The organism is Candidatus Krumholzibacteriota bacterium (assembly GCA_016932415.1).
In the GTDB taxonomy this organism is placed as follows: Bacteria; Krumholzibacteriota; Krumholzibacteriia; order Krumholzibacteriales; family Krumholzibacteriaceae; genus Krumholzibacterium.
In genome coordinates this window covers 14,718-37,410 of the sequence record JAFGCX010000014.1, presented here as the reverse complement: position 1 = coordinate 37,410, position 22,693 = coordinate 14,718, and the positions used below count along the sequence as shown (strand labels likewise).

Annotated in this window: 17 protein-coding genes; 15 read left to right on the top strand and 2 right to left on the bottom strand. The window is 54.3% G+C overall.

Annotated features, from left to right (window positions below):
• Positions 1 to 9 precede the first annotated feature (9 nt).
• The 12 genes from JW814_05625 to JW814_05570 all read left to right on the top strand — a co-directional run bounded on the left by JW814_05625 (position 10) and on the right by JW814_05570 (position 17,534).
• A complete protein-coding gene (locus JW814_05625) occupies positions 10 to 3,558 on the top strand; it encodes a CHAT domain-containing protein (protein ID MBN2070918.1) in 3,549 nt (1,182 codons plus the stop codon).
• 50 nt (positions 3,559 to 3,608) lie between these two features.
• Complete coding sequence (locus tag JW814_05620; GenBank protein MBN2070917.1) at positions 3,609 to 4,181, top strand: RNA polymerase sigma factor; 573 nt, start codon at positions 3,609 to 3,611, stop codon at positions 4,179 to 4,181.
• Between the two features lie 5 nt (positions 4,182 to 4,186).
• Positions 4,187 to 4,930 (top strand): hypothetical protein, encoded by a 744-nt coding sequence (locus JW814_05615; protein ID MBN2070916.1) that lies wholly within the window; start codon positions 4,187 to 4,189, stop codon positions 4,928 to 4,930.
• 329 nt (positions 4,931 to 5,259) lie between these two features.
• A complete protein-coding gene (locus JW814_05610) occupies positions 5,260 to 8,292 on the top strand; it encodes a hypothetical protein (protein ID MBN2070915.1) in 3,033 nt (1,010 codons plus the stop codon).
• A 17-nt stretch (positions 8,293 to 8,309) separates the two neighbouring features.
• On the top strand, positions 8,310 to 9,587 hold the full coding sequence (locus JW814_05605; GenBank protein MBN2070914.1) for a PorV/PorQ family protein: 1,278 nt from the start codon (positions 8,310 to 8,312) through the stop codon (positions 9,585 to 9,587).
• 12 nt (positions 9,588 to 9,599) lie between these two features.
• Positions 9,600 to 12,752 (top strand): tetratricopeptide repeat protein, encoded by a 3,153-nt coding sequence (locus tag JW814_05600; GenBank protein ID MBN2070913.1) that lies wholly within the window; start codon positions 9,600 to 9,602, stop codon positions 12,750 to 12,752.
• A 104-nt stretch (positions 12,753 to 12,856) separates the two neighbouring features.
• Complete coding sequence (locus JW814_05595) at positions 12,857 to 13,480, top strand: MotA/TolQ/ExbB proton channel family protein (GenBank protein MBN2070912.1); 624 nt, start codon at positions 12,857 to 12,859, stop codon at positions 13,478 to 13,480.
• A 1-nt stretch (position 13,481) separates the two neighbouring features.
• Positions 13,482 to 13,889 carry a biopolymer transporter ExbD gene (locus JW814_05590; protein MBN2070911.1) on the top strand — a complete coding sequence of 136 codons (408 nt, stop codon included), beginning with the start codon at positions 13,482 to 13,484 and terminating at the stop codon, positions 13,887 to 13,889.
• 1 nt (position 13,890) lies between these two features.
• On the top strand, positions 13,891 to 14,331 hold the full coding sequence (locus JW814_05585) for a biopolymer transporter ExbD (GenBank protein ID MBN2070910.1): 441 nt from the start codon (positions 13,891 to 13,893) through the stop codon (positions 14,329 to 14,331).
• On the top strand, positions 14,313 to 15,200 hold the full coding sequence (locus JW814_05580; protein MBN2070909.1) for an energy transducer TonB: 888 nt from the start codon (positions 14,313 to 14,315) through the stop codon (positions 15,198 to 15,200). Before JW814_05585 ends, JW814_05580 begins: the two co-directional genes overlap by 19 nt.
• A 34-nt stretch (positions 15,201 to 15,234) precedes the next feature.
• A complete protein-coding gene (locus JW814_05575) occupies positions 15,235 to 16,227 on the top strand; it encodes a hypothetical protein (GenBank protein MBN2070908.1) in 993 nt (330 codons plus the stop codon).
• 89 nt (positions 16,228 to 16,316) lie between these two features.
• The gene (locus tag JW814_05570; protein ID MBN2070907.1) at positions 16,317 to 17,534 is read left to right on the top strand and encodes a DNA polymerase IV; all 1,218 of its coding nucleotides are present in this window, start codon (positions 16,317 to 16,319) and stop codon (positions 17,532 to 17,534) included.
• Between the two features lie 50 nt (positions 17,535 to 17,584).
• Here the strand turns inward: JW814_05570 and JW814_05565 are convergent, their stop codons facing one another.
• A complete protein-coding gene (locus tag JW814_05565) occupies positions 17,585 to 18,109 on the bottom strand; it encodes a DUF4136 domain-containing protein (protein MBN2070906.1) in 525 nt (174 codons plus the stop codon).
• A gap of 136 nt (positions 18,110 to 18,245) precedes the next feature.
• Here JW814_05565 and JW814_05560 point away from each other — a divergent pair, with 136 nt between their 5' ends.
• The gene (locus tag JW814_05560; protein ID MBN2070905.1) at positions 18,246 to 19,403 is read left to right on the top strand and encodes an arsenic efflux protein; all 1,158 of its coding nucleotides are present in this window, start codon (positions 18,246 to 18,248) and stop codon (positions 19,401 to 19,403) included.
• 21 nt (positions 19,404 to 19,424) lie between these two features.
• Here JW814_05560 and JW814_05555 read toward each other — a convergent pair whose 3' ends face one another.
• Positions 19,425 to 20,336, bottom strand: coding sequence for a methyltransferase domain-containing protein (locus tag JW814_05555; protein ID MBN2070904.1), 912 nt, complete (start codon positions 20,334 to 20,336; stop codon positions 19,425 to 19,427).
• A 233-nt stretch (positions 20,337 to 20,569) separates the two neighbouring features.
• On the opposite strand from JW814_05555, the gene JW814_05550 reads away from it, so the two are divergent.
• Both JW814_05550 and JW814_05545 read left to right on the top strand, forming a co-directional pair.
• Complete coding sequence (locus JW814_05550; protein ID MBN2070903.1) at positions 20,570 to 21,754, top strand: M24 family metallopeptidase; 1,185 nt, start codon at positions 20,570 to 20,572, stop codon at positions 21,752 to 21,754.
• Positions 21,755 to 21,820: 66 nt separating this feature from the next.
• Complete coding sequence (locus JW814_05545; GenBank protein ID MBN2070902.1) at positions 21,821 to 22,513, top strand: YggS family pyridoxal phosphate-dependent enzyme; 693 nt, start codon at positions 21,821 to 21,823, stop codon at positions 22,511 to 22,513.
• Positions 22,514 to 22,693 lie beyond the last annotated feature (180 nt).

Genomic DNA, 22,693 nt, shown 5'->3' with positions numbered 1-22,693 from the left:
ATTGAACTCATGAAGCGTATGATACCGGTCTTTCTGTCACTGCTCCTTCTTAACGCGTCGGTCTCTGCCGCGCAGCTTCCGGCAAATAGCCCGGGGGGGAAGGATCAGGCGGAAAGATTGAAGGAGTTCGAATCGCTTGCCAGGCGTCTTGATACGGGAAAGAACTCCGAGACTGTCGAATATTGCCTGAAATTACTCAGAGACGATCCTGGATCGATCATTGCGTCCGATGCTCTGATAAAGGCGAGATCGCGCTTCGGAATACTCGATTCTGACCGCCTCCTGAAAGCTGTTTCAGCAGACAATGTCGATCCTGGTGAAGTACTTCATTTCAGATCCTTTATCAGAAGTGTCCTGCTGAAGCGCTCGCGCGATTTCGAGGGGGCTGCAGAAGGATTATCGGATGCTGGCTCCGGATATCTTGCCGCTGGCGACGGCCTTTCAGCGCTGATATGTTTTATTGAAGGAATAAAATCGCAGATAGGCGCAAGGAATTCTTCCGGCGCCGAATTATTGGTAAAGAAAGCCCGCGATTGCCTGTCCAGATTGCCATATCAGAAAAGGATCGATCTGGAGATACTCTCTCTCGAAGCGGAGATCGCAAATATCTCCGACGATCTATCCACCGCGGACAGCCTTTTTTCTTTCGTCCTTGAGAACCGGGAAAACCATCAATACAGGCAGATCAAGGCATATTGCCTCTCAGGCCGGGGACGGTTAAACGAAAAACGGCAGAAATTCCAGGAGGCATCAGGATATTACCTTGACGCGCTGAAGGAGTACGAAAGACTTGGCGCGATCGAGAACCAGGCGATAATCCTGAACAACATGGGCCAGGTCATGGGGAAGCTTGGAGACAACGCAAGATCTTCGGGATACCTAAAAGAGGCTGAAGAGAAAGCGGAATCGATCGGCTCGATGTGGCTTCTCGGGTTCATTGACTACGGCCTCGGAGCGATCGCCGAGACGCAGGGAAACAAGGGAAAGGCAAGGGAATATTTCAGGCGTTCTCTCGACAATCACCTGGGCAGCGGCAACACCTGGGGTGAACTTGGCGCGAGGTTGAGACTGGCCTATATCCAGGTCCTCGACGGGGAGTACAGCGAAGCAATACGGCATTACGAACACGCTGTCAGTGAATATGAAAAGATGAAAAGCCTGTACGGGTTGAACTGGGCGCTCGCTGGGATGGCTCTCGCGAAACACAGGTTCGGTGATCTCGCCGGGGCGGAAGAATACTATCGGCGGGCGTACGAATTAAAGGTGAAGCTTGGAGACCTTAAAGGGGCGGCGTGGTGTCTCAATTCGACAGGAATGGTCTGCGACCTCGGTGGAAGATACAGGGAAGCGCTGACCAACGAATTCGAGGCGATGAAGATCTACAGGGAAATCGGCGATCTGAGCGGCGAGGGGGAAGCACACTTCAGTATCGGTTCGGCTTACTACTACCTTGGCAATTACCAGGCCTCGATCGAACATTATGAAAAAGCGAAAGAGATCGCCGCAAGCGGCAATAATATCGATCTTCTTAAAAGAGTGGCCAGCGGGATGGGATCGATCTACATGGTCTCGGGAAGATTCGATCTGGCTGAAAAGTATTACCTGGAATACCTCGAAACTGCCATAAAGACAGATGAAGCGGGTGATCTCATATGGGCGAACAACAATCTCGCTTCCCACTACATCGCCGCCGGAGACATTTTCGAGGCGAAAAAATATATCCAGGAAAACAGAAAGCTGATATCCGCCGAAAACAGGGACAGTCTCTACGGGATCAGGGCGCTGTACCTTGAAGGCATGGCCTGTGCCGACAGAGATTCATCGATCTTTTATCTCGACCAGTCCGTGTCGATGGCAAGAGTGAAAGGACTCGAGGAGTTGAGATGGAAGTGCCTGAGCGAACTGGGTGACAGGTACCGCGAGAAAAAGGATTTCGCCATGGCGAGAGAATGCTTCGAAGAAGCTGTCAGGACAGTCGAGTCCCTGAGGTTCATGACAGGTTCCGGACAGTTCCAGAGGCATATGCTGAGATCGGCGATCACGCCGTATGAAAGGATCGTCGCCCTGCTTCTCGATAGTGAAGATGACGGGAATGGAACATTAGAAGCATTCGGATACATGGAACGATCAAGGGCGTGGGTCCTTGCCGCTCGCCTGAGAAAGGCGAGGACGGAGAATTCGTTTGATGACGGCAAGGGCGCCGACGAGGAAGAACTCGAACTGGTATCAAGACTGTCCTTTCTGCAGAAAAGACTCCAGGAAGGCGGATTGAAGGATGATGAGAGAAAAAAGATGAATTCGGGGATCGAACGCATAGAAGAGGATTTCAGGAAGCTTCAGTTGAGAAAAGCGGGTGGCAGCGATTGGCGGATATCGGAGGTCTGTCCGGAGTTTGAAGAGCCCGAAGAACTCCTCTCGGCTCTTTATCCAGGCGAACTGCTGCTTTCATATTTTCTGGGGATCGAAAGATCATATCTTGTTTCTATCTCCGGTGGCATGGTGAAATACTATACCCTGCCTGGAAGGTCTGAGATTGAAAAAAAAGCGGGATATTTTCTAAGTCTTTTCAAAACCGGTGGTGACCGGCGGAGCGCCGGCGGAGAAGGAAATATCCCCGCTCATCTTGTCGAAAGAGCGCAAAGGCAGATATACGATCTTCTCCTCAGGCCAGCCGAGGGTGATATCAGGGCAGGGGACAGGCTTGTCATTATTCCCGATGGCCTTCTGGGACGGGTGTCGTTTTCTATGCTGAGAAGTGCGAGTGGGTACCTCGGGGACAGTCACCAGATATTCTACACGCCTTCTCTCAGGACTCTTTTTTACCTGAGGAATCGCCCCGGTGAGATGGCCGGTGACGTGGAGCGACTCCACGAAATGATCTCTTTCGGATACCGGGGACAGAGTGAGCAGTTTGATTCGAAGAGGGTATACCCGTTCACCGACATTCCGGTCCAGAACCTTCCAAATGCTGAACGAGAGGCGGTGAGGGTCGCCTCATTTTTCAATAAGTCTCTCGTGATCACTGGAAAGGATGCGAGCGAGAGGAGATTCAAGAATGCGCCGATCGGCATGATCTCATTTCTTCATTGCGCCGCGCACAGCCATGTCGACGATGATAATCCGCGAAGATCGTTCATCGTACTCGAACCCGATTCTCCAGGCCCGGACAGCCTCGCCTCGGTACATGAGGACGGGCTGCTGCAGTGGAGGGAGATAGCTTCCCTTGATCTCGTAGGAACCTTTGTATCCCTGTCGGCGTGCAGCTCGGCAGGCGGTGAGATCTCTTACGGCGAGGGAATACTCGGGCTTGCCCAGGCGTTTATTCATGCCGGCAGCCGGTGCGTCCTGGCTTCGCTGACCGACGTCCCCGACAGTTTTGCGGAAAAATTCATGGTCTCCTTTTATGAAAGAGTGACCGGAGGGAGTTCCCCCTCGGAGGCGCTCAGACAGCTCGGGCCTGAAGCGAGGGGTTGGGATGAAGTGGAAGGGAATCCGGGCCTGTGGGCTTCCTTTATCCTTACCGGCGACGGTGTGGCGGAAAACAGTTTTTCGAAGTAGAAAATATATTATGATTTTTATGTCATTTTATCTGCCGGAGAGTCTAACGATTGAGAGCACGACTTGAGAATATCACCGATGAGGATCTGGCAAGGCTGATAGCCGCGGATCGTCCGGAAAAAGCTTGCGAGGAACTTTTCGGCAGGTATAACAAAAAGATATACATGTGGTGTTTCTCGTATACCCATGACGCCGAGGAGGCTCTGGACTGCGCGCAGGAGATCCTCATGAGGGTCTTCGCGAAGATAGATTCTTTCTCTTTCAGGTCGAGTCTTTCCACTTGGATATACAGGATAACGAGGAATTACTGCCTCGGGGAGATAGCGAGCAACAGGAGAAAATGGTACAACAGGATGCTTGTACTGGATGAACTGACCGATTTCGTCCAGGGTGGCGACGAACCTGGAAAGAGATTGGAGATATCGGACGATATCGAATGGTTTGTCGAAAAAGCCGAGGGCGTGATCTCCGACGACGAGATGGAGGCATTTATCCTGCATTATTATGAAGGGATGAGGATAAGAGAGATATCGTCGATCATGCGGCGCGAGAACCTGACGGGAGCGAGGACTCTTATCCAGAACGCAAGGCGCAAATTCAGGAAGCTCATAAGCAAGGGGTAGAAGATTTGATAAAGAGAAACGGCGATGGCCATCCTGACATTGAGATGCTTGCCCTGTACAGATCGGGAGATCTCGGCAAGGCAGAAGCGTCAAAGATGGAGGGTCATATCAGGTCCTGTCCTCTCTGCAGGCACGAGTTGATGATGATCGATCGGTTTGAGTCTATCGACGGCGATACGGAGCTGGAGAGAGCATCGGGCTGGAAAGAAGCGAGATCCGGACTGGAGAGATTCTTTTCTGAAGATATCATCAAACGCTCATCCACCGTAACGAGTCGCCCGGGCAAAAAGACCGGCGGGTTATTTCAACTAAGGTGGCTGGCGTCGGCAGCGGCGGTAGTTTTGATCATCATAGCGTCGATCGTCGGCCGGGGTCCGGGGGATGTCGAGAATGGACCGACGAACGATCCGGTCCGCGGCGACGGAGCGGAAAAAATCAAGATCAGGTTGATCGAGCCTGCGGGGGATCTGGGTGAAGCGCCCGGGATCTTCAGATGGAAGACTGATGAAGAATTTGATTTCTTTTCTCTGGAGATATTCGACGCCGATCTCGCCGGGATATTCAGCCGTGAGAATATAAAAGGCATGGTCCTGACCCTTCCCGATTCGACAACCGGTGTATTTAAAAAAGGGGAAACATATATCTGGAGCGTCAAAGGTCACAAAGGCGTCACGTTATCGATCTCTGGCGATCAATGGTTCAGGATATCGGGTGGCGACGGGGAAAAGAGACCCGCGGAAGGAGATTAGGCTTCTTCAACATGCCTTTCCAACCGCTCGGACGCCTCTGTCCGGCTGATACCGGTGAAAATTTTTCCCAGTAGAAGGAAATCGATTCCTTTCCCCCGCGCAGTCTCATTATCTCCTTAATTCTTCCATTTCCAGTCCTGTTTCAATCAAAAGCCTGTTCTTCCGGAGGTTAGACAGGGCTATTCCCCGCTTCGGCTTCACGATCGGTCCGTGGCATATCTCTTGCCGTTCGGGGGTCTGTAGGATTGTCTCATCGAAGAGGCAGATCGATTGAACAAACGATAAAAAGTGTAAAAAACGGATTTGATTTAAACGGGAGCGTGAAGATCGTGAGCAAGGCAAGAAGAGAAGCAGATCGATTGCTGAAGACCGTCGTAATCTGCGCGGCGCTGATAATGATATTCAATACTGGAGCGGGTTCGTGCCCCTATCCGCAGCTTCAGATCCTGTTGCCGGGCGAGTCGCCCGCGCCGGGAACCGACCAGGGCAAGACTGGCACGCCGGTCTTACAGATAACCGGCGTACCTTTCGAGGTGATCGTCAGGGCGTGTGATGGTGAATGGAACACCGTCGCCGGTGTCAATCACGTTATAAGGATCACTTCGACCGATCCGAACGCCGTACTTCCTCCCTCCAGGCCGCTGATCTCCGGAGAACTGAGGGCGCTTGTCACTCTCAATTCATCCGGGATCTTCACCTTTACGGCAGAGGATCTTACCGACCGTGAACATTTTTCCGCGACATCCTCTCCCGTCGAAGCAGCCAGCGGAACTGGCGACGCTGCAGCGCTTGAGATCTCGCAGATATACGCGGACCAGTACGCAGGCGCGCCGTTCGATCTCGAGATTCGCGCCGTTGACGCGGGAGGCAATACCGACACAGGTTTTTCCTCAGTCATAGAACTTTCAGAATTGACGAGTATCGGCAATGGACGGATGAGCCCCGACACGATCGAGCTTCAGGGAGGCTTCTGGTCGGGAGCGGTCACTCTCTTTCTGGCTGATGAAAACAGTTCCGAATGCGCGGGCGGCAGCGTAAAGATATCGGCTGTCGCGATCGTGGACCGGACTATCAATGGGACAAGCGGTTGTTTCAGCGTACACCCAGGTGAAATGGCAAGAGTACAGCTTCTCGTGCCGGGGCAGGCACAGGCTCCATCGACGCTGGCCGGCCTGAGCGGATCTCCGGCCACGCAGACAGCCGGGTATGGGTTCAGGGTCTACGGGTACGCGACCGACGAGTTCTGGAACCAGGTGGAGAGTTCGGACGAGATCATGGTCACCTCCACCGATCCGGGCGTCCCGGTCCCGTTCACTGGATCTTTCGCCGGCGGAGCCATAGAATTCAATATGACCTTCATGACTGCGGGAAACCGGACTCTTACGGTCAGCGACCTGACTGATTGCGATATCATCGGGATGACGACAGAGGTTGTACCGGTCATCTCAAACGAGCCGACTTTCGTCATCGAGCCGGTTACCGGGCCGGTCACAGCCGGCATTCCGGTCATGGCGGGGGTCAATGTCATAGATAATGAAGGAAATCCCCTTACAGATTACAACGGTTACGCGATGCTCGCCGCCAATACAGGGCCGGGCAGCATCTCTCCGGAGACGATCAAGTTCACAAGCGGCGCCTGGCGCGGAGAAGTCACCTTCTTCGGCGCCGGCGAGGATATCCTCTTTTCCTGCATAGATTATTCGATTCCGCCAAATATCGGGACGAGTAGTACGATAGAGGTCTTTCCCGGTGAGTATGTGGCTCTCCAGGTCGTCATGCCGGGGCAGACTCCCCAGGGGGGAATGGATCCCGGTCTCTACGGAATGCCCGATTGGCAGGATGCCGGGGGGAGTTTTGATATAATGATCGTCGCGATAGACAGATGGTCAAACCGCGTTCCCGATGTAAACGATCGAGTAAGAGTCATATCGAGCGATGCCTATGCCGAAATCGCTCCCGAAACGCAGCTTTCCAATGGTACTGCTCTTCTCAGCGCGACATTCTATGCAGCCGGAGAGCACAATATATTTGCCAATGATATCGATATTGAGGAGACGACGGTATTCAAATCGGATGATTTCACCATCCTTCCAGGACCATTCTCAAAGATCATTATGATCGCTCCAGGCGAAGAGCTTGTTCCAGGGTCCGAAAGAGGAAAAGCGGGAACGCCGACCGATCAGACGATAAACCACACATTTACCGTGAAGATACTGGCCACCGACCAGTGGTGGAATCCGGTCGGAGAGGCCAATGATGACATAGAATTTGTCTCGACCGATCAGCTCGGTGAGATCATCAGCGGGGGATTCCTTGTCGATGGCGTTCTGGAGGTCTCGGTCAATCTGTCCACTGGCGGGTATCAGCTTATCACTGCTTCGAACATATCTGATCCCTCGATGGAGGAGGCTGTCTCGCAGGTCAGGATGATCAACAGCGGATTCCATTACGAGGTCGAGATCGATCGCGACCAGGTGGTCGCCGGAGAATCATTCACCCTTTCAGTCAAAGTGACAAACGACGCAGGGGCGGTAATGCAGGAGGTCAACTCCTTCGCCAGGGTTGAAGTGCTCAACGCGGAAAACGGCAATCCGGGAGGAGGCGTGCTTCTCAGTCCCAGTTTCCAGCTGTTGCAGGGTATCAGGTCTATCCGCCAGACATACACAAAAGCGGAACCGATCATCCTAGTCATCCGCGATGACGAGGGGAGCGCTCCAGGGATGACCGGGGTCGTAGCCGTCGCGCCTGCTCCGCCGGACAGGATGGCTGTTGAAAGCGATCTGCCGTGGATCGGCGGCAGAAAAAGCATGATCGTAAGAGCCAGCGTGCTTGACGAGTTCGGAAACGGTATTCCGGATCAACCGGTCGAATTCGAACTTGCCGGAGGCGCGGGATCGATCATGCCGATCGACGAATTCACAGATGGAGCAGGAATAGCAAGAGCAGAATTTTTCAGCCCGTACGAAGCCGAGATAGGGATGGTAAGGGTCAAGTCGAACGAACTTGCCGCCTCTTTGCAGATAGAAACTGCGCTGGTCGATCCTTCGTCGCCGGGAGGATCGGTAACGAACTATCCGAACCCGTTCCATCCCGACGAAGGCAATACGACGATCGCCTATAACCTTTCCGACGACGCTTCAGTCACGATGAAACTTTTCACTCTCAGCGGCAAGCTTGTCTTCAGAAAGAGCATCGCCCAGGGGGACGCCGGCGGCCTTGCCGGCTTGAACGAGATCGAATGGGACGGGAAAAACGGAAACGGCGCGATGGTGGCAAGCGGAGGATACCTTCTTGTCATAGAGGCTGTCCGTTCGGGAGAGACTATTCATTCAATGCGCAGAAGAGTTGGAGTCATAAGATGAAAGATCGGGAGGATCCGATGTTGTACCGTAAGAAAAAAACAATCAGATCGCTTGTCCCCGTCCTGGCGGCCCTGGCCGTCTTACTGGACCCCGCCGGACTCAAAGCCGGCTGGGCAGATGACCAGAACGGGGGAATGACCGGCGACTGGCTTGCCAGTTACCGTACCGCGAGAAGCCTCGGCTTCGGTGGCGCCTTTACGGCGATAGCCGACGAGCCTATCGGCATGGTCTGGAATCCCGCGGGGATGACCCGGCTGCAGATGAACGAAGTCTTCCTTGAAACTGCGGTCCTTTTCGAGGGGACATCAATAAACAGTTTCAGCTTCGTCATTCCCGGAAGAAAATTTCCGACACTGGGCCTGAGCGTCCTGACGCTCAGTTCGGGTTCGTTCGAAAGGACGAACGAATTCAACGAATCTATCGGGACATTCGGAGAGAGCGATATCGCTTTTATCCTCTCCGCTTCCCACGATCTTTTTTCCTTCCTCTCGGTCGGATCGAATATCAAGATCATCCGGCAGTCAATAGAGGATTACAGGGACACCGGGTTCGGCCTGGACCTGGGTCTTTTGTGCAGGGTGTCGCCGAAAGTCACGGCGGGCGCTTCCCTTTTAAATATTGGAGGTCCCTCGATCACGCTCAGAGACACGGACGAGAGTTACCCGGTCGGATTCAGGGGAGGCTTAGCCGTTCAGACATATTCGGGAAGGGCCCTTGTCACGGCCGAAATCGTACGTCTCGGGGCTGAAGAGACGCGTTTTCAGACGGGAGTGGAATACTGGCTGACGGAGAAGATGGCGATGAGGTTCGGCCTTAACGCTTTTTCACCCGCGGGAGGATTCAGTTTCAGGATGCCGCACGACCTGAAGGTCGATTACGGGATGGAGAATCATGAACTTGGCGTCACGCACAGGTTCAGCATCGGATACAGGTTTGGAGGATTCTACGCCAGGTCAAAAGCGGTCCCGGAAGTGTTTTCACCCCTTGGCAGCCGTTCAGTCACCAAGTTCGACCTCAGTTCCAGAACGAGGAATGAAGTGGCCGGATGGGTCCTTACGATCTCTGACAGGAACGAGGCGATCGTCCGCACTTTCGGAGGAAAGGGATCGATTCCATCGCACCTGATGTGGGATGGCAAGAGCAACACGGGAGATCCCCTGCCTGACGGAGCCTATAGATATCTTCTTAAAGTTACAGACACTGACGGAACGGAAGTGACAGGTAGGACCGGGATTGTCGAGATAGACACGAGTATTCCTGATCTTAACGTACCGGTAGTAGTGGGAAAAAAGTAAAAGGAAAGTGAGATGCCACAAAATAACCAGGACAGAGCGATAGCCGTAACGACTTTGACGATCGCGGTCGTAATACTGATGATATCCTCGATGCTGTCAGCGGCTGTTCCCGGGGCAGGAAAGCAGCGTACGGATATTCTGGGACCGCTGACCCTGTCGCAGCTGGGCAGAGAACTGGAAGGGGCAAGATCCGGTTCATTCCAGACGAAGTTGTTTGTTTCCCGGGAGATCGTAAGTTCGCTTGAGATGATCAAGAGAGCGGGACTTCCCGCCGATATACTCGCCGAAGTCTTTTTCCTCGAGGGGCAGGCAAGGGCGATGGCGGGGGAATACGAAACGGCAGCCGACCGGTTCGGCGAGGCGCTGAAGAGATCAAAGGGAGACGATTTCGCCGATGATGCTTTTTTCGCCAGGATAAGGAATCTCGAAGCGGCTGGGCTTGGCGATGAGGCGGAAAAAGAATGGAAAGAGTGGAGCAGGGCTTTTCCTTCCAGCCCTCTTTCGCCGTATGCCCGTCTGGCTGGGATCTGGAATGATATCCGGGCCGGCCGTATTGATGAAGCCGCGGGGAAAGCCTTTATCCTGGGGAGCGATATTCCATGGATGAAAAACGATCGAGGGCTGAATCTTGCTGTCGCTACCATCGAATACCTCGGCGAAGATGACGATGCCTGTATCCTTTCACTGGAGAGGGCGGGAGAGAGTGCTCCTGCTCTTATACTAAAGGGCCTGGCATTCGAGAGGAAAGGGGATCTTTTCAAAGCGGCTGGAGCCTACCAGCATCTGGCCGACCGGTATCCCGATTCGAATCTTCAGGGTTTCGCCCTTTTCGCCAAGGCGAGGATATTTTCCAGCAAAGACGATTATCGAAAGGCTGCCGCCCGTCTCAACCAGACTGGCGCCGGCCTTACCCGCGGCGACCTCTCCGTCCGCCTCCGATATCTTGAAGCGCTGAGCCTCTTTCTCTCCGGCGACGAAGGCGCGGGGTATGGGGTCATGCGCGAAATCGCCGAGGGGAATTCTGATGAAGCGGCCAGGGCACGATTCGCGATGGGAGAGATGAGATGGCACCAGGGAAGGTACGAGGATTCGATCACGGAGTTCAACAGGCTTCTTGAAAAGTTCTTCGATCATAGGCTGGCCGGGGCTTCATTGTACAGGATAGCCCGTTGTCTTGACGCTCTCGGACGGAATGTCGAAGCCAACAGTACATATCAGGCGGTCGCTTCGGGGTATCCATATTCACCGGAAGCTCCAGCCGCCGTATATCTTGCCGGAGTGGGACTGCTCGAACAGGGCCTGCCGTCCGCGGCGGCGCCATATTTTCAGCTTGTGCTGGACAGATACTGGGGAGAGCCGGATGGGTCCACATACCGGTTCAGGTCTTTGGAGCACCAGGAATTAGCCGAAGCTGCCCTCTGCCTCCTGGAGTACTCATACCACCAGACCGGAGACATGGGACTTCTAGCTGGCGCACCCCATCTGGTGCTCCATAAGATGCCATCGAGCAGATCCCGGTGGAGAGCGTACGCCCTTCTTCTTGACGCCGATGCTCTAGCCGCCGAATCGCGCTTTACCCAGGCGCAGGCGACACTGGAAAAACTGTTCGAGGAATTTCCGGACCACCCTGCCGGCGTAAAGGCGAACAAGCTGCTCGCCTGGACTTACGCGAAGCAGGGAAGGGAAGATCTGGCAATAGAGACGGAAGAGAGGATGCTCGCGCGTTATTCGGCGCAGGATGATCAGGAGAATATCAGCGCTGCTTCCCTGACGATAGCCCATTCATTTTTCAACAGGAAAGAATATGAAGAGGCGGTGCTCCGATACAATGATTTCTACAGGAGATTTCCCGAGCATGACGATCATATCTTTGCTCTTTACCAGTCAGGGCTCTGTTACCTGAGGCTCGGCAGGCCGGGGAACGCGGCCGCGTGCTGGGAAGGGGTCGTCGCCGCCAGTCCAGGTTCCCCCACCGCCCTCGAGGCATGGAAAAGAGCGGGAGACCTGTATTTCCACACGGGACATTACGAAGAGGCAAGAAGATGCTTCAGGGGGCTGATCGACAATACTTCCGATCGGGACAGAACAGCCGGCGCTATGGTGAAGCTGGCCAGTTGCGATTATAACGAAGGCAGGGACGAGGAAGCGCTGGAGCAGTTCAAGCAGGTCGCCAGCCTCTACCCGGATACTCCCGCCTCGGTGGAAGCGAGATCCGGAATCACCCAGGCTCTGTATCGCATCGGTCTTGAGGACAGCAGCGACGCGAGGCTGGCGGAACTGGTCGATGATTTCAGCGATTCGCCACTGGCTCCCGACGCGCAGTTCGAGATCGGGATGAGGGCTTATGACCGTGGAGATTATATCTCGGCGGGCGGGGAATTCCGCAAAGCGATCCAAAGATTCCCGACCTATTCAGCCGCCGACCGGGCGTGGTTCTTCATGGCTGATTCGTACAGCCGGGCTGATTCGATATCGCTGGCAAGGTTGGCGTGGGAAGAGTTCCTTGCTTATTTCGAGAAGAGCGAGTTTGAACCAGCCGCTACCTTCAGGCTGGGGATGATCCGGTTCAATGAAGGGGAATACACCGTCGCGGCGGAAGATTTCAACGCTGTCCTTGAAATGGATGCCGATGAAGAGACGAAGCTGGCATCGATCTACAACCTCGGGATGTGCTACCGGATCCTCGGTGATTACGACGCCGCGATCGCAATGCTTGACCGGTACAGGACTAATGGCGTGGCTGTAGCGGGCGATAACGGGCCTGACCGGACGCGGGAGATGGAAGTTTCCAAACTTCTCGGCGAGATATATGAAGAGCAGAAGATGTTCGAGAAGGCTGCCAGGGAATTCGCCAGGATACTGCCGGCGGCGGAAGAGGTTCCATCGCTTCAGATCGAGCTGAATTACCATATCGGATATTGCCGTGAGAGGATGGGAGATCCCGAAAAGGCTCTCGCGGCGTACATCAAAGCTGTTGATTCGGAGGACAAGACTGATCCGTTCAGGATCTCCGCCGTGATCCGTTCAGCCGCGCTTCACGAGAAAAAGATGAACTTTAAAAACGCGTTGATCGCGTACAGGGATATCATCCGGCACACCGACGATCCCGATCTTATCGGGGCGGCGAGGGAAAGGGTCGCTCAGATAGAAGAAGCCCTTAAGTAAAAGGCCGCAGCAGACCGGGTCGGCTGGTCCGGACGCCGCGCCGCGGCTGATATCACCGACGCGCGATCGGAAAAGAAACGAACGATTCAAAAAGGAGATGAAAGATGTTTTCGGAGTTCAACTGGATGGATGCTCTCGCCGACAGTCCGATCTTCCTCGTCCTGCTCGTATGCAGCGTCATAACTTTTGGCGTGGCTGTCGAGAGGCTGTACTACTTTTTCAAGCGCAGGGGAAGACCCGAGGAAACGATGGCATTATCGATAAAAAAGATTAAGAACAGGGACCTGAAGGAAGCGTACAGAGCATGCGAATCGTCTCCCCATCCGATGGGAGCGGTCGCCCTTCAGATCTTTGAAGGGAAGGATATCAACAGCGAACCTGTCGAGGAAAGGCTCCAGATAAGCCTCAGCGAGCAGAAGATGCTTTTCGAGAAAAACCTCGGAGTCCTCGGAACGATGGCGGCCGTAGCACCCCTGATCGGTCTACTGGGAACGATATGGGGAATAATGAGAGCGTTTTCCAATATGGCAGCCGCCGGGTCCGCGGCGCCGTCGGTGGTCGCCGCCGGCGTGGCCGAAGCTCTTCTTACGACGGCGGGAGGAATAGTCATAGCGGTACCGGCGATCATGCTTTACAACCACTTCTCGCGGCGGGCCAATGTGATCCTGACCGTTGCCGAGAACAACGCCCGCAGCCTCAGAGCGCTGATAATGGAGACAGGGAGTTAAGATGCTTCTGTTAGATGAAGACGGCAAAAATGGATATGGCATACACAGCGCGAACATGACGCCGCTGATAGACGTGTCGCTCGTGCTTGTTGTCATGTTGATGCTGCTCACACCGCTCGCTTTTGAATCGAGCATATTTATCCGGGGATCGGAACAGCAGAAAGATCAGCCTGTCGGGGAAAAGACGGTACTGACTCTTTCGATCGTATCGGAGGACAGCGTCAGGGTAGATGACCGTATGGTCAACAGAGAGAGCCTCGCGGCAGCGCTGCTCCCGCTGGCTGGGAGTGATGGCGGCAGACAGGCGGTCATCTCATGCGACGGTTCAGTGTCGCACGGGGCGTTCGTAGATGTCGTCGATCAGGTAAAGGTCTGCGGGATCACCGATATCGCTGTGACAGGGAGATAAGATGAAGGGAAGATTAATGAAAGCAACACCGGGGATCATGGGAGTAAATGTCACTCCGATCATAGATGTGGCCCTGGTGCTGGTGATAATACTTCTGATAACGGCTCCGGTCCTTTCAATATCTGATATAGGAGTCAACCTGCCTAAGACACAGACGAGGGGAGTGGAGGATGAGTCGAGATTGAGCATCACCCTCGGGCTGACCGGCGAGCTTTCGCTGGAAAAGAATATAGTATCAAGGGAAGGGCTTGCCGCCGAATTGAAAGAACTGCTTTCCATGCCCGGCCGGGAATCTACCCTGGTCGTAATCAGGGCGGATGAGGATGTTCCGTACAGGATGGTCAGGGAGATCCTGAAAGAAGCACGTAACGCCGGAGCGAGGAGGCTCGCGATCGCCACATCACAGGGAGAGAGGGGAGTCGAATGGACACCTACGCTCTAAAATTCGAGATCGCTTCGATACGGTCGAGGACGAATCGGTTCATCCTGGCGAGCGCTCTTCTTCATATCGTGGCCGGAGTGGTATGCCAGTCTTACGACTGGTACCGGCCTGAACTGCCCGAACCGGAAAAGGTCATAGAGATATCATGGATCGAGAAAGTCCCGGCCGACCAGGGAATAGCTATAGTCAATACGACCCCTGCCCGGGTCGCCACAAGGAAAAATCCCAAGAAAAAGGACAGTCCGGTCGAGGTCCCCGGCGCCGCCGAGACGGGGGAGAGACTGAACAGACATTTTACCAGCCTCGAGAGCAGGATAGGCAGAAAGGCCCTGGCGGCGTCTATTGCCACGCCTGTTCATATCAAGCGCCCGAAGGCGGCCTCATCGAGCCTTGCCAGGCAGGCGGGCAGGCAGCAGTTACCGCTGGAAACGGGGAGAAGCGAGCCTGTCGATCTCGAACACGCTCCCGGCAGAAAAGAGATCCATGCGATGCCGGTCGTCGAGCCGGTAAAAAAAGCAGGTTATAAAACAAATGACGAGGACCCGAAATCAGTTTCCGTGGGGGGGATCAAGCTCAGCGGCCCCGTTGCCGACAGGGATCTGCTTCAGTACGATTTGCCCGCGTACCCCGAGTGGGCGAAGAAGAGCGGTATAGAATCTTCGGTGATGCTTCATTTTGTCGTGCTGCCTGACGGAAGGATCAAGGAAAATATACTGATCGACAGGTCGTCAGGTTTCGAGGAATTCGATTCAGGAGCGAAGAACGCTCTGTCCGGGTGGAGGTTTGAATCTCTGCCCCGGGGCGCGGTCAGTGAACAGTGGGGGAAAATAGTCTTTGATTACAGGCTCGGAGGATCGAGCGGCGATTAATGGAAGCAGAGAGTCAAGTAAGGAGTAAAGGATAATGAAACGACATGATTCACATCTTTTTCGACCAGTTGTGATAGTAGCACTGCTTACGATATCAGTGGCCGCGATGTCCAGTGGTAAAGCGGTGGCGATTGCTCCACCGGCATCTGTCGCCGCTGTTGTTCCGGACAGTACTGTATCCCCGGGTATCGGTGGTTCCGGGATCTCCCTTACCGGTGGGGTCGACGGGAGTGTCCTTCGAAATCTTACGATAGAGGGTGAGGACAGGATCAACCTCGATTTCGACCGTCCAGCGCTAGATCTGGACCTGGCAGCGAGAAGAGCGCCGGGGCTGGGTTGGAAAGAAAGCTGGGAGTCGGTCGATATCGCGTCGAGTATGATTTTCCTCTCGGCGCTGGAAAGAGACAGGTACACGGGCAGACCGTGGTCGCATCTTTTCGCGACAGGGAAAGTCGCTTCGTTCAGGCCCGGGATCGGCAAGGTCGAAAAGTGGAATCTGACGATCGCCGATTCAAGGGGCCGTGTCATTAAGACCTATTCTGGAAAGGGAAGGCCTCCTGAGGAGATATGCTGGGACGGTAGTACGGAAGAAGGGATCGAGGCAGTCCCCGGGCTGACCTATTCATTCGTCGTTGAGACCTGGGATAGGGCAGGTAATCCGAGGAGCTACATAGGGGATAGCTTCCGGCTGCCGCCGTTCTACCTCGTCAACGATAAAAGAAACGTCCTCGTGATCTCAGGAAGCGAGATCCGGAACACTGCTGCCAATTCCGCGCGGACTGCCGGGGGCGTACCCGAGCTGCTGCTAGAAGCGGCTTCCTGGCTCAACCAGATCGAGCGGCCCGGGCACCGGGTAATAATCGAGACGAAGGCGCGGACAATAGCCGAGGCGAGGGATCTGGCCGATCATCTCAGCGCAGTCCTGGGAGATCTTGTCGCCGGCGATCCAGCGAGGATAAGCAGCGACAGCAGGGTGCTCGAAGACGCGCCGGACGAAGGGATAGTCTCGATAATAGTAAAGTATTGAAAATCCGTCCGGATGATTATAGAAATAAGGCAGAAACGACTTTATGGATCGGTTGAGAGATACGCGGATAGAGGGAGAGGACGCCGCCGTTGTACAGGCCTGTAGCATATCCCGCCGGGAAAGGCGAATGGAGACCGGAAGATCCCGCTATCGCTCATATAGATATGGACGCTTTTTTCGCGTCGATCGAGATCCTCGATTTCCCCGGACTTGCCGATAGATCTGTCATAGTCGGCGGTAGCAGCGACCGGGGCGTCGTGGCCGCGGCGAGTTACAAAGCGAGAGAGTACGGCATCCATTCAGCGATGCCGATATTTCAGGCAAAAAGACTCTGCCCCGACCTCGTCATCCAGCCAGGCAGGATGAACCGCTACGTTGAAATATCCCGAAAGATAATCAGGCTTCTCGGCCGTTACTCCCCGCTGGTGGAACAGGTATCGATCGACGAAGCGTTCATCGACCTGTCCGGGACGATGAGGCTCTTTGGAAGGTATGAGGATATAGTCGTCGCTATAAGGCGGGAGATAAAAGAGGAGACAGGACTGACCTGTTCGGCGGGGCTTTCGACGGGCAAACTCGTCGCGAAGATAGCATCGGATATCGACAAGCCTGACGGTATGGCGGTGATCCCTCCTGGAATGGTCGACGGATTCCTATGCGGCCTGCCGATCGGGAAGGTGCCGGGTGTCGGGGAAAAAAGCGCAGAACAGCTGAGAAAGAAGGGGATAAGATATCTTGGCGACATAAGGAAACTGCCACCAGCGCGTGTTTCGGAACTTTTCGGAAAACAGGGATCGAGGCTCCTCGAGATCGCCCTGGGAGATCACAATCCTCCCGTGATACCGTATTCAAGGCCCAAATCGATAAGCAACGAATTGACTTTTGCCGAAGATACCGCCGACAAGGCAATCCTCGAAAGGTATCTGCTTTCCCTCTCGGAAAAAGTCGCCGGAAGGTTGAGAAACCAGAATCTTGCCGGCAGGACGATAACGCTGAAACTCAAGGATTTCGATCACTCGATGATAACGCGCAGCATAACGCTCGATAACCCGACGCACCAGGGCAGGAAGATCTATGCCGAAGCGGGAAAACTTCTCGCAGCGTCGATCGGAAACAGAAGAAAAAGATTGATAGGGGTCGGAGTCTCCAATCTCGAACCGGAGGAAAAGGCCGGCCAGTACGATCTTTTCGACGAAAGACCTGCCGAAGAGGAAAGGTGGGACAGGGTGGACCAGGCGGTAGACGATATCGCGCACAGATTCGGCCATGGCGCCATCAGGCGGGGGAGGCTGCGCAAGGAGTCCTGATCATCCGGGCGGGCGGGAGCGATCTGTCCGGGGAAACCCCCTGATATCGTTTATTTCGGTGGATATCTGCCGAGCATCTTTTTTACCGATGCTTTTATGTCCTCAGCGGCGTCCTCTCTTCCATGGAGCACACTTTTGGCCCATCCTCTCCAGACAAGCTGTTTCGTGCGGGCATCTATGATATCGAGTATCAATGTTCCCTCGCGGTATTTGCGGACACTGATATCGCGTCCGTGGAACCGCCCCCACCTTCCATACCTGTAATGGTAGTGAGTCACATCGACCCTGTTTTTCGCGCCGGTGTAGAAAGCGATCAGAAAATCGGGTTTTTCGTTGACAGCCTTGAAATATCCGAGGGCATCCATCTCGTTTTCGACCGCCGTTATGACGTGTTTTCTGATCAGCGGGTCTTTCATCATCTGGCTGTCCGTCTTTTTTACATGCTCGATCCACTGATACGTCCTGAGCGCCGCGAAATCAGCGTCGGGATCGAAATCGGTCTCCACCTTTATCGTCGAACATCCGGTAGTCATCGTCAGAAGGCATATACATCCAATGATCAGAAGAGATCTCATCGCCGCTTCCTCCTTTAGCGATTGGTTCTGCCTGTATCGTAACTGAAACGACAGTCCGATTCAACCTGATAGTTGCCATTTATGGCCCGCCATGCTATCCTGCGCCATTATGATAGATGTCATCAGGCACACGGTCATGATAACAGGTTTTGTATTCGTGATGATGCTTGTTATCGAGTATATCAATGTCCTGACCCGGGGAATGTGGCAGGGCAGACTGGCACGAAACCGTTTCGGCCAGTATCTGATCGCCGCTTTTCTCGGAGCCGTTCCGGGTTGTCTCGGCTCTTTCGCCGTAGTCGCGATGTTTTCTCACCGGGTGATAGGTTTTGGAGCGATAGTGACGGCGATGATAGCGACGAGTGGAGACGAGGCTTTCGTCATGCTCGCGATGATTCCGAGGCAGGCCCTGATTCTTTTCGGTACACTCTTTGTCGTCGGGATCGCCGCTGGCGCGATAACCGATTTTATCACCCGCAGGATCACTAAATCGGAGATATTCTGCTGCGACGGCCTCGTAATCCATGATGAGCACGAAGATGATTTCAACCTGAGGGGGAGATTCATCGACCAGTGGAGGCACTGTACGATCGCCAGAGGCGTTCTCGCCATATCTCTCGTCGCGCTGGTTGCCGGCATCATCTCCGGGCAGGTCGGCGGACACGGCCACGGGCATCTTCCTGGAACATCCGCCGTGGAAGAGCATACAGGAGCAGTCATTTCTCATGACCACGCCGACAAGATCTCTCATCCAGGCGAACCTGTCGACGCGCCGGGGGAAACGGCCGGCGACCCCGGCCATCATAAAGGTGATGGCGGGGCCAGGTGGGGATGGGTAAGGGTGACGATGCTTTTTTCGACCGCGATAGCTCTATTTGTCGTGGCGACCGTTCCCGATCATTTCCTCGAGGAACACCTGTGGGAGCATATAGCGAGGGACCACCTCGCGCAGATATTCTTATGGACGCTGGGAGCCCTCGTATTTCTACATATCGTCACCGAATACTTCCACCTCGATGTGGAAGCGCTGACGGGAGGCGGGAAATGGGTGATCCTGTCCGCCGCCTGCCTGATAGGGCTGATACCGCAATCCGGCCCCCATCTGATCTTCGTCACCCTCTTCGCCCAGGGGCTGATACCTTTCAGCGTGCTTCTGGCCAACTCGATCGTCCAGGACGGCCACGGGATGCTGCCGCTTCTGGCCCACTCGCGAAAAGCGTTCATCATGATAAAGGCGATAAACGTGGTCGTCGGATTCATAGCCGGCGCACTGGCGATCCTGTTTATGTCGTGACAGGCCGGTCGCGCCGGGAGGTCACCGTTTTACCGCGAAGAAAAAATAATGAAAATTGTGATACCGGCTTATCCGTTCGTTTTTCGATATCGACCGGTAGATCCAGGCTGGAAAACGGGTCCTGAGCGGATATGATCGAAGCGGGATCGCCTCGACAGAGGTGAATCCTGTCTCCTCGAGGAGCTTTCCGACCCTCCACACGGAAGTGGGAAACTCGTACTCAGCCGGCTGGATAGTCGAACCCTTCAGCCTGTGATATGCTGATCTCAGAGCGGCGTGAGCAGGCCGCGGAAGGAGGATCGATTTCCAGAACTGAAATACCCCCCACGCGTTGACATCCTCAAGGAAAAGCATCCCTCCCAGCTTGAGAGTATCGTGGAACGACCGGAGTATCCGGCGAAGGTCTCCCGATTCGTGGTGGATCAGGTCTATACAGCAGAGGGCGTCGACCGATCCATGTCGGAAGGGGAGAGCGTGGATATCGCCGGCTATGTTGTTCGGTGAACCATGGGCCGCGCGAAGGGTTCTGAGAAGGCCATGCATCAGATCGAACGCGATGATCTTGTTATCTTCGCCGAGCCGCAGAAAATGGGTGTCGATACCGCATCCGGCGTTGAGGATCGTCATCCCTCCTGATGATGTCTTTTCCCTGACGAACGACCAGAACTCTTCTTTCGATTTCTCCCACTCCCTCTGGTACGATTCCTCCCGCCGGGGGGGAGTCCGGTGCTGCATCTGCTCGCCGAGCTTTTCCTCCTGCTCGAGATGCCTCCGGTCGAGGTCGTCGGGATAGAGGAGGGGTATCCCGCCGCGGATCTCGAAGATTTTTCCGCAATGAGTACACCTGAGATGCTGCTGACTGATGACCATGCGGCCCCCGTCATCAGGGCAGGCGAGAAGATCGAGTATGTCGCTGACAGAGTGATCGTCCATATATCTCTTTCAGTTCGATAAGAGCCGGCGTTCGTTCTCTGAATATATCCGATTTTTCCTTCATTTCAATTTGTTTGTTCATCGCCAGGCTCGCGACGTTCGCGGAAAGGACAAAGTGCCGATTCAAAGTCACAGTGGCAAGCGCTTTCTTGACAGGTCTGTCGATACCGTGATAGCGTTACTCCGGCAGAGGGAATAATATATGCCATTTACCCGATCTGGAGGACACTACAATGGATCTTGAATCTATTCAAGCGGCGCTTAAGGACAAGGGCGTCGATGGCTGGTTGTTCTATGATTTTCACAATCGCGATCATCTTGCCTACAGGATACTCGGACTCGATTTCGACAAGATGACGTCGAGAAGATGGTTTTACTACATTCCGGCGGAGGGTGATCCTGTCAGGCTGGTACACCGCGTGGAGATATCCAAACTCGATTCTCTCCCCGGTGAGAAGGTGCTCTATCACCCGTGGAAAGAACTTCACGAGAAACTCAGAGAGATCCTCGGCGCGCCGAAATCGATCGCCATGCAGTATTCACCCCTAAACAATATTCCCTACACGTCTATAGTCGATGCCGGGACGGTCGAGCTGGTAAGAAGTTTCGGACATGAGGTCGTCTCTTCGTCAGATCTCGTGCAGCTTTTCGAGGCGATAATCGACGAAAACGGATACCAGAGCCATCTGAAGGCGTGCGATATAATTCAGGGGATCAAGGATGAAGCTTTCGCCAGGATCGGTGCGGCTGTCAAGGAGGGACGAAAGATCACCGAGTACGACGTAGCCACCTATATCCTGTCGCGGTTCGAAGAAGAAGGGATCGATCCCGGGCATGATATCCCTATCGTCGGAGCCAATGATCACCCTGCCAACCCCCACTTTGAGCCGAAAGAGGAAGGGACATATCAATTCAAAAAGGGAGATACAGTCCTGATAGACCTGTGGGGAAAACTGAAAGCGCCCGGATCTATCTATTATGACATCACGTGGTGCGGATATATCGGTGATGACCCTCCGGCGAAATATGTCGAGATATTCAACACGGTAAGGGATGCCCGAAAGGCGGCTGTCGATTTCGTGAGAAAGTGTTTTGCCGGCAAGAGGCCCTGTTATGGATGGGAAGTCGACGACGCCTGCAGAAATGTGGTCAAAAAGGCGGGATACGGGGAGTATTTCATTCACCGGACGGGTCATTCGATCGGTGAAGAGGTACACGGAAACGGCGTACACATAGACAATCTCGAGACAAAAGACGAGCGACAGCTCGTACCGGGGATCTGTTTTTCGATAGAACCGGGCATCTATCTCGATGGAGAAATGGCGGCAAGAAGCGAGATAGATCTCTTTATCACCCTTGACAGCGAGGTAGTGGTAGCCGGGGATGAGCAGGAAGATCTCGTACTGATCGGAGTATAGGGCGAGTCAGTAAAGACAGGGCGCTTTCCGCAGGAAATGGAGAAGCTGCCCGGCCAGGCGGTAGCGATGTCTGTTCTGGACAACTACAGGCGGATCAGGGAGAGGGTGGCCGAAGCGGCCGTCAAGGCGGGGCGCGATCCAGGATCTATAACGATTGTGGCCGTGACCAAGACGCGTCCGGCTTCAGTCGTAATGGAAGCCCTGGAAGCGGGGATAACCGATGTCGGCGAGAACAGGGTCCAGGAGTTCCTCGGCAAGGTGGATGATATCCCCCTTCCGTGCAGGTGGCATCTTGTCGGGCATCTTCAGACGAACAAGGTAAGCAGGGTGATCGGACGTTTCGAACTGATCCATTCGATCGATTCATTTAAACTCGCTGAAAAGATAGACCAGGCTGGCGGGGGCCAGGGTAAAAGGACGAATATACTGGTCGAAGTCAATACGAGCGGGGAAGAATCGAAATTCGGGAGCAGGCCGGAAGATACCGTCGAACTCTGTTCGAGGATATCGGAACTGGAGAATATCAGGCTGAAGGGGTTGATGACGGTCGGCCCGTGGGTCGATGATATCACCCTCGTCGCCCGATCGTTCCGTTCCCTCCGGGAACTTGGTGAAAAGGTCCGATCGGCCGGGATAGATAATATCGAGATGACTCAACTTTCGATGGGGATGACAGATGATTTTGAAGTGGCGATAGCCGAGGGATCCACGATCGTGCGCCTCGGAAGGGTGATCTTCGGGCCGAGAGGAGGAGAGTAGGGGGTAGGCGTGTTGACAGAAAATCGACCGGAAAATCTATCCGGTGGCCGGTTTTCTGTTAAGGGAAAATGAGGGGCGTGGAACATGCCATGCGGTTTAAACGTATAAGTAACAATAAGATATAACTTTTATTTTAAAATATGGCATTGGACCGATAATTGCTTTTTTTGGATTTGAAAA

What these genes read in the sequence shown, in the direction of transcription:
- JW814_05625 (MBN2070918.1), top strand. Translation starts at nt 10, where the DNA reads ATGAAGCGTATGATACCGGTCTTTCTGTCACTGCTCCTTCTTAACGCG.
- JW814_05605 (MBN2070914.1), top strand. Translation starts at nt 8,310, where the DNA reads ATGTTGTACCGTAAGAAAAAAACAATCAGATCGCTTGTCCCCGTCCTG.
- JW814_05600 (MBN2070913.1), top strand. Translation starts at nt 9,600, where the DNA reads ATGCCACAAAATAACCAGGACAGAGCGATAGCCGTAACGACTTTGACG.
- JW814_05595 (MBN2070912.1), top strand. Translation starts at nt 12,857, where the DNA reads ATGTTTTCGGAGTTCAACTGGATGGATGCTCTCGCCGACAGTCCGATC.
- JW814_05590 (MBN2070911.1), top strand. Translation starts at nt 13,482, where the DNA reads ATGCTTCTGTTAGATGAAGACGGCAAAAATGGATATGGCATACACAGC.
- JW814_05585 (MBN2070910.1), top strand. Translation starts at nt 13,891, where the DNA reads ATGAAGGGAAGATTAATGAAAGCAACACCGGGGATCATGGGAGTAAAT.
- JW814_05580 (MBN2070909.1), top strand. Translation starts at nt 14,313, where the DNA reads ATGGACACCTACGCTCTAAAATTCGAGATCGCTTCGATACGGTCGAGG.
- JW814_05575 (MBN2070908.1), top strand. Translation starts at nt 15,235, where the DNA reads ATGAAACGACATGATTCACATCTTTTTCGACCAGTTGTGATAGTAGCA.
- JW814_05565 (MBN2070906.1), bottom strand. Translation starts at nt 18,109, where the DNA reads ATGAGATCTCTTCTGATCATTGGATGTATATGCCTTCTGACGATGACT.
- JW814_05560 (MBN2070905.1), top strand. Translation starts at nt 18,246, where the DNA reads ATGATAACAGGTTTTGTATTCGTGATGATGCTTGTTATCGAGTATATC.
- JW814_05555 (MBN2070904.1), bottom strand. Translation starts at nt 20,336, where the DNA reads ATGGACGATCACTCTGTCAGCGACATACTCGATCTTCTCGCCTGCCCT.
- JW814_05550 (MBN2070903.1), top strand. Translation starts at nt 20,570, where the DNA reads ATGGATCTTGAATCTATTCAAGCGGCGCTTAAGGACAAGGGCGTCGAT.
- JW814_05545 (MBN2070902.1), top strand. Translation starts at nt 21,821, where the DNA reads ATGTCTGTTCTGGACAACTACAGGCGGATCAGGGAGAGGGTGGCCGAA.